Genomic DNA, 6,705 nt, shown 5'->3' on the forward strand with positions numbered 1-6,705 from the left:
AACATTCCCCACCCTCCCAAGCTTATAGCTCAGCTATATTATCAAAGATCTGAAAGAAATATTCTGAGTATCTACATTTGTCTAAAACAGCGTCTTTTGGATCCCATGAGACGTTTTCTACATTAAAATTTACACCATCTATATTTTGAGCAATCGCACATTCCTTCTCGTTACGCTTTGAATTCTCTACTGTAACAACATCGTCTCGATGCACTTTGTAGGAAACATCACTCTTGAACTGTTCAATTGGACGTGCAGGATCTAGAACAACATGAAACATCCTCTCCAAGAAGGCTCCCTCCACCCCCTTCACTTCAAAGAAGTCACAACTATAATCGAAATAGTTCTCGATCGAACCCTCACGCTCAAAACCTATTTCTTTCAATCGATTAACTACTTGCTGATCGCAAATATCTGGAAGTCCGGATAAATTGCTTTTGTACCCTTCATTCGTTAACTTCGGAAGCTCGATTCGGTCATTAACAAACCTCTGCGATTTCCAGACGTAATGCTCCCAAGGATCCTCCGGCTCAGTCTCGAACCACATCCCCTTGTGCCCTTCAGGTTTTAGCACACGTCCGTCCCCCTGCCCCGCGCCCGAGCCTGGGTTATCCACAGAGGACTCGCCTGTGGATAACCCATCTGCTTCAGCAAAAGCGCCGTTCAGAGGCTGTTCTGTCTCACCCGAACCGCAAGCCGCCACCGCAAAACCAAAGAAAATTAAAAACACACTTGTCGCTAGACGCTTCATCAGAAATCCCCCTCGTATACCGCACGCTTGTCGCCACGGGCGCGTGCTCCCCCTTCAACACTGCACCACTGTAGCGCCGATCACACCGCTGCGCGCGGGGTAGCTCCAAAAAAGAATCTAGGCTGCTCCGACCGTACAGCCCGCTATGCCCGCAGGGCAGCCTTCGCCTCCGTGGCCATCTCCATCAGCTCTTCCGCGTGCGCCCGCCCCGTCTCGGATTCCAGACCCGCCAGCATGCGTGACAGTTCTTCCACCCGCTCGGCCTCATCAAGCGTGCGCACAGAAGAAGTTACCGAGTCGGCCGACGTCGCCTTAGCCACGTACACGTGGGCGTCACCAAACGCAGCGACCTGAGGCAAGTGAGTCACCACAATGACCTGATTATCGACCGCCAGCTTCGCCAAACGGCGCCCGATCTCCACGGCGGCTTTACCGCCCACACCAGCATCGACCTCGTCGAACACCATCGTCCGACCGCCATCCGTGCCTGCGGCCAGCACCACTTCCAACGCCAGCATCACGCGCGACAGCTCACCACCAGAGGCCGAACCCGCCAGCGGATTCACATTCCCGCCCTGCACCAACTGAAACTCAACCTCGTCGATACCGTGCAGCCCAAGGTCATCCGGCTTCTCGCTGGCACGCCGCACATCCACGCGGATCTCGGCCGACATGTGCAGGCCCCGGATCTCTTCGGTGACAGCCTTTGAAAATCTTTTGGACGCCCTCACGCGTGCCTTCGACAGCTCCTCCGCCACGTTGCGCGCCGCATCCTGTGCAGAGGCGACCTGATCCTGCAGCTTCTGTAGCGCTTCATCAGAAACGTCCATCGATTCCAAGCGCTGGCGAGCCTGCTCACGCCACGCCAGCGCCCCATCGACGTCCACGGCGTATTTGCGCAGTTCCCGCAGCTGGGTCTGGCGCTGCAGCAGCCCGTCCAGCTCATCGGGGTCGGGCACGTCCAACAGCGCCTGGCCAACCTCAGAGGAAATGTCGGCCAGCAGCACTCCAACCTCGCTCAGGCGATCAGCCAGCTCGGACAGATTCCCGCCTTCGCCTTCCATGTCCGTCAGACTGGATAGCTCGTTAGCTGCCTGGGAAACCAGGGAACTGGCACCTTCGGAATCGCCGAAGTCATCGCCGGCCACCATTCCATCCATGCCGTCCAGCGCCGCCTGCGCCCGCTGCAACCCCGCGCGGATATCGTCGGCGGCCTGCAGACGCTTGATCTGCGCTTTGACCTCCACGTCCTCTCCTGGCTGCGGGTCGATCTCGTCGATAGCCTCCACAGCTCGTTGCAGGGTCTCGCTTTCCAGGGCCAGGTCGCGCCGCGCCTCCATGCGGCGCTGCAGATCCTTGGCTAGGCGCAGCCACTCGGCGCGACGGGCCTGGTATGTGGCAACCTTCTCTCCCAACCCCGCATAGTCGTCGAGCGCGGCGAGCTGGCGCACCGGATCCAGCAGACGCAGCTGGTCGTTCTGCCCATGGATAGTGATGACGTGGCCGGCGAACTCCCCCAGCACGCCCGCTGCCACCGTCTTACCCGCCAGGTGCGCGCGAGAACGCCCCGTAGCGTTCACTGTGCGGGAGGCTATAACCTCGCCCTCGTCGCTGTAACCGCCGACTTCTTCGACCAGCTCCGCAACCGCCGCGGAGTCGGTGGAGAAAATGCCTTCCACGCTGGCCTTATCAGCGCCGTTGCGAACCCGCGACGGGTCCGCGCGGTGGCCGGAAAGCAAGCGTAGGGAGCTGACCACCATCGTCTTACCCGCACCGGTCTCACCGGTGACAACGCTCAAGCCCGTGGAAAACTCCGCCGTCGCTTCCTCGATCACACCGAGGTTGCGAATGTGTAGTTCGTGCAGCATTACTAGTGGCGCGGTCCCCTCCAGCCCGTCACAGGCAGGCGGAACTTGTGAACCAGGCGGTCGGTAAACGGTGCGGAATCCAGGCGCACCCAGCGCACGGGCTGCGGGCCACGGCGAATCTCCACGCGCGCGCCCGGGGGCATGTGGATCTGGCGGAAGCCATCCATCACCACGGTCGCCGGGGAGGTCGAAGGATTCGTCTCCACCGCCACCATCGAATTCGGGGAGACCACCAGCGGGCGGCTAAACAACGTGTGCGCGTTGCTGGTCACCACCAGAATCGCGTCCAACTCCGGCCACAGAACTGGGCCACCTGCGCTGAAAGCGTAGGCGGTGGAGCCGGTGGGCGTCGATACCAAAACACCGTCACAACCGAACGAAGATACAGGGCGCTTGTCGACCTCCAGGATCGTATCCAGCACACCTTGGCGGTTTAGGTTTTCCACGGAGCACTCGTTCAGCGCCCAGCCAGTGCCCAACACGCGACCATCCATGTCGCGGGCAGTAATGGACAGGGTCATGCGATCTTCGATGCGGTAGTCGCGGTCGATAACGCGGTCGACGGCCTCCTGCAGAGATTCCTGCTCCCACTCCGCCAGGAAACCGATGTGGCCCATGTTGATGCCCAGCACCGGCACGTCCGCTGAGTGCGCAATGTCGGCGGCGCGCAGGAAGGTGCCGTCGCCGCCCAAGACGATCACCATCTCCACGCCAGTGGCGGCTTCCTTGGTGTGGCCGTAGCGCTTGAATCGCCCCAGAACCTCGTGCCGAGCGACCGGGGCAGGGTCCGCGGTAGCCATTACACGCACGTTGATCCCGCCCTTTTGCAACCTAGACGCAGCCTCCGCCGCCAGGCCCAGATTTTCGTGAACACCGGTGTGCGCAACTAGCAGAACCTCGCGTTCTGTTTGCTTGCCCGCGTCCTGGTCAGTTCCCGGGTTGGTCACTGCGGGCCCTCCTTAATGGCGGTTGCAATCATCTGGTCCAGGCCGTCAAAGTCAGCCTCTGTATCCATGCTAGGCGAGTCTTTGACCAGCCACAGAAAATACTCCACATTGCCGCTCGGTCCCGGCAGCGGGGAAGCGACAACGGCCTTCGTCTTCAGACCATACTTCATCGCCTCGACCGCCACCTGACGGGTCACTTCTGCCCGCAGTTCCGGGCTGCGCACGACGCCGCCGTGGCCCAGTCTGTCCTTGCCGACCTCGAACTGGGGCTTCACCATCGGCAACAGGTCGCCGCCTTCCTTCACGCACGCGGCCAGAGCGGGCAGCACCAGGCGAATGGAAATAAAACTCAGGTCGCCGACCATCAGATCAACCTGCCCGCCGAGTGCCTCCGGAGTAAGGGTGCGCACGTTCGTCCGGTCCATCACGTCCACACGGTCGTCGTTCTGCAGGCGCCAGATCAGCTGCCCATAGCCAACGTCCACAGCCTTGACCTTCGCCGCCCCGCGGTCCAGGCACACGTCCGTGAATCCGCCCGTCGAGGCACCGGCATCCAACACCGTCTTGCCTTCCACGGAAAGTCCTCGGGGTTCGAAAGCCGCCAGAGCTCCCAGCAACTTGTGTGCGCCCCGGCTGGCCCAGCGGTCATCCTCCGACTCCGCAACCTTGATGGAAACGTTGCCGTCGACCCCGCTGGCCGGCTTCTTTGCCAGCATTCCATTGACGGTTACTCGCCCGGCCTTGATCATCTCCTGCGCGTGCTCGCGGCTGCGCGCGATCTTCCGCGCTACCAGCTCTGCATCCAGGCGCTGCAGCTTGGCTCCTCTTTTCGCCATTAGCGCTCGCCCCCGAGCGCCTCGTTAACCACCCTGTGAGCTTCTTCCAACACGGCAGCTTCCTCCGCGCCGTGTACATCCCGTGCGAGTAGCTCGTCGACGGCCTGTGCCAGCTCCTCTTGTTGACGCCCACTGTCCCCCGACAGCATCGAAGGTTTCGGTTGCCCCTCGCCCACTTACTTCCAACCTCCCAGGGCCTCCATGGCCTGCGCATCTGCACCTACAAAGTCGATATCAGCCGCGCACGTTACCTGAGTGATCTGCGGGTCGTCGATAAGCTGCCACGCCAAGGGCGCTGCGACGGCCAGAGCTTCGGCAGCCATGACCTCCACGTCGCCGAGTTCACCGGCCTCCACGCGGATGGTTGCGCTGCTCGGTTCCACGCTTGCGGACCAGCCGGGCAGGTGGTCGCGTAGATTACCGGCGATAAACGTCGGTCGGTGGGACGAGGGGGCGTCAATAATATCGGTATGGGTAGACACCCCGGTGACGGTGCAGAGAGTATCCATGCCCGCGGCGTTACCACCAGCGATGTCGGTATCCAGGCGATCACCGACGGCAAGGGGCTTCGTGGAGCCAATGCGGTGTGCAGCAACCTCGAACATCGCGGGGCCAGGCTTACCAGCAGACTGAGGCTTTACACCGGTAGCGGAGGTGACAGCGGCGACCATCGAACCGTTGCCGACCATGAATCCGCGCTCCGAGGGCAACGTGGTGTCCAGGTTCGAGGCGAAGTATCGTGCGCCGCGCTGGATAGCCAACGCGCCTTCCGACAGGCGAGCCCAGTCGTTATCCGGACTGTGCCCGTGGAATACGACATGCGGGTGATCATCGGCGGTGTCCGTCAGCGCAAAGCCCGCGTCCGCAACCAGCTGCTTGAAGGAATCGTGGCCGATGACGTACGCGAGCGGGCGTTCGACTTCTGCTTCCGCGATGTACTGCTTGCCCAGATCACAGGCTGCCATGGCGGAGGTCACCACGTGGTCCGCGTCGGCGGCAAATCCCATGGACTGCAGGTGCTCAGCTACCTGCTGGGGTGAGCGCGACGCGTTGTTGGTGACGTACATGACCTGGCGGCCTTCCAGTCCCTCGGCTGCGCCGGGGATTGGGGTGTGGCCAGAAAAGACGGTGCCGTCAAGGTCGGCTAGCAGGGCATCGTAGTTATCCAGCAGCGGGTGGGCCATGGGTCACTTATCCTCGTCCGGCTCTACGCCGAGCTCTGCCAGACGATCGGGAACGTCGAGGACTTCCTCGGTATCCATTTCCTCTGCCCGGCGGAACCATTCGATGGCCTCGTCCTTGCGCTCTGCGGTGGCCAGCGCGTCGGCATAAGCGTAGAAGAGACGCATACGGGTTACGTCGGGCGCTTCAGCGTTATCCAGCTGTGCTTCCAGCGCTAGCAGGGCTTCTTCCGGGTGGTCGAGGTCTTGGTGTGCACCAGCAACGACGATGGCCAGCTCTGCCTTCGATTCGGCATCCAGCTGGTCGGCCTGCGGGTCGTTAGCTACTTCTAGGGCCTTCTCCGGCTTGCCGAGTCCACGTTCCGCGTCCGCCAGCACAGGCAGCAGGCCGGGGCCGCCGGCCATGCGACGGGCCGCGCGGAGCTCCGCGATGGCTTCCTTCCATTCGCCTGCGTGGTAGGCGACGATGCCACACGTTTCGCGGGCTACGGACACGCGCCCAGCGCGATCCTTCGCAGCGCGGGCGTGGGCAAGGGCCTTGTCCGGATCATCGTCCAGAAGCGTAGCGGCCATAATCAGGTGCTTCGCCACCATGTCCGCGTTGTCCTTGGAAAGGCTGCGGAGTTCCTGGCGTACGGACGGGTCGAGTTCCTTGGGGTCGAGGTCGTTCGGGACGTCGGGTTCGTTCAGGCGCTTGTTAAGCCGCTCTTCGCGGTAGCCAGCGCGCTGCGGGCCACTGTGGGGTCCGCGTTGGGTCTCCCAGTTGGAGCCGCCGCGCTTCTTATTGGAGTTGCGGTTGGGGCGTCCGCCACGGTTGGGCTTGAACCCGCCCTTGTTTCGGAACTTGCCATCCCCCTGCGGGCGGCCGCCGCGACTGCGATTGTTATCTGAATGCTCAGCCATGCTTTGGGGTGCACCTTCCGTTTTCGTTGTTCAGTGAGCCTTCCGGCTCACCTCTTAAACCTTATCAATCCTAGTTACCAGGAACGCTGTAGCGCAATGTTGCTGCTTTTGTTTATTGACGCCTCTAGCCCCAGCGGAAGGACGTTCAGACATACAAAAACGAGGTGTGGGTTGCTGTAACCTTTGAAAGGCTACAACGACCCACACCTCGTTTATCTC

The 6,705-nt window shown here is 61.5% G+C and carries 7 protein-coding genes; all 7 read right to left on the reverse strand.

What is annotated here, in order from left to right:
• Positions 1-22: 22 nt before the first annotated feature.
• The gene (locus L8U58_RS03455; RefSeq protein WP_269954688.1) at positions 23-751 is read right to left on the reverse strand and encodes a hypothetical protein; all 729 of its coding nucleotides are present in this window, start codon (positions 749-751) and stop codon (positions 23-25) included.
• 143 nt (positions 752-894) lie between these two features.
• Positions 895-2,619, reverse strand: a complete 1,725-nt coding sequence (recN, locus tag L8U58_RS03460; RefSeq protein WP_269954689.1) for a DNA repair protein RecN — start codon at positions 2,617-2,619, stop codon at positions 895-897.
• A gap of 2 nt (positions 2,620-2,621) precedes the next feature.
• The gene (locus L8U58_RS03465; protein ID WP_034967668.1) at positions 2,622-3,566 is read right to left on the reverse strand and encodes an NAD kinase; all 945 of its coding nucleotides are present in this window, start codon (positions 3,564-3,566) and stop codon (positions 2,622-2,624) included.
• The gene (locus L8U58_RS03470; protein WP_034967664.1) at positions 3,563-4,402 is read right to left on the reverse strand and encodes a TlyA family RNA methyltransferase; all 840 of its coding nucleotides are present in this window, start codon (positions 4,400-4,402) and stop codon (positions 3,563-3,565) included. The genes L8U58_RS03465 and L8U58_RS03470 overlap by 4 nt, the downstream gene beginning before the upstream one ends.
• Positions 4,402-4,578 (reverse strand): hypothetical protein, encoded by a 177-nt coding sequence (locus tag L8U58_RS03475; protein WP_168163088.1) that lies wholly within the window; start codon positions 4,576-4,578, stop codon positions 4,402-4,404. Before L8U58_RS03475 ends, L8U58_RS03470 begins: the two co-directional genes overlap by 1 nt.
• On the reverse strand, positions 4,579-5,586 hold the full coding sequence (locus L8U58_RS03480; protein WP_034967661.1) for an HAD-IIA family hydrolase: 1,008 nt from the start codon (positions 5,584-5,586) through the stop codon (positions 4,579-4,581).
• Between the two features lie 3 nt (positions 5,587-5,589).
• Positions 5,590-6,486 carry a tetratricopeptide repeat protein gene (locus tag L8U58_RS03485; protein ID WP_034967657.1) on the reverse strand — a complete coding sequence of 299 codons (897 nt, stop codon included), beginning with the start codon at positions 6,484-6,486 and terminating at the stop codon, positions 5,590-5,592.
• Between the last annotated feature and the right edge of the window lie 219 nt (positions 6,487-6,705).

The sequence above is a fragment of the Corynebacterium macclintockiae genome, assembly GCF_027570165.1.
In the GTDB taxonomy this organism is placed as follows: domain Bacteria; phylum Actinomycetota; class Actinomycetes; order Mycobacteriales; family Mycobacteriaceae; genus Corynebacterium; species Corynebacterium macclintockiae.

Excerpts from the sequence above, each read along its gene's own strand:
- L8U58_RS03455 (WP_269954688.1), bottom strand. The coding sequence starts at position 751 with ATGAAGCGTCTAGCGACAAGTGTGTTTTTAATTTTCTTTGGTTTTGCG.
- recN (WP_269954689.1), bottom strand. The coding sequence starts at position 2,619 with ATGCTGCACGAACTACACATTCGCAACCTCGGTGTGATCGAGGAAGCG.
- L8U58_RS03485 (WP_034967657.1), bottom strand. The coding sequence starts at position 6,486 with ATGGCTGAGCATTCAGATAACAATCGCAGTCGCGGCGGCCGCCCGCAG.
- L8U58_RS03480 (WP_034967661.1), bottom strand. The coding sequence starts at position 5,586 with ATGGCCCACCCGCTGCTGGATAACTACGATGCCCTGCTAGCCGACCTT.
- L8U58_RS03470 (WP_034967664.1), bottom strand. The coding sequence starts at position 4,402 with ATGGCGAAAAGAGGAGCCAAGCTGCAGCGCCTGGATGCAGAGCTGGTA.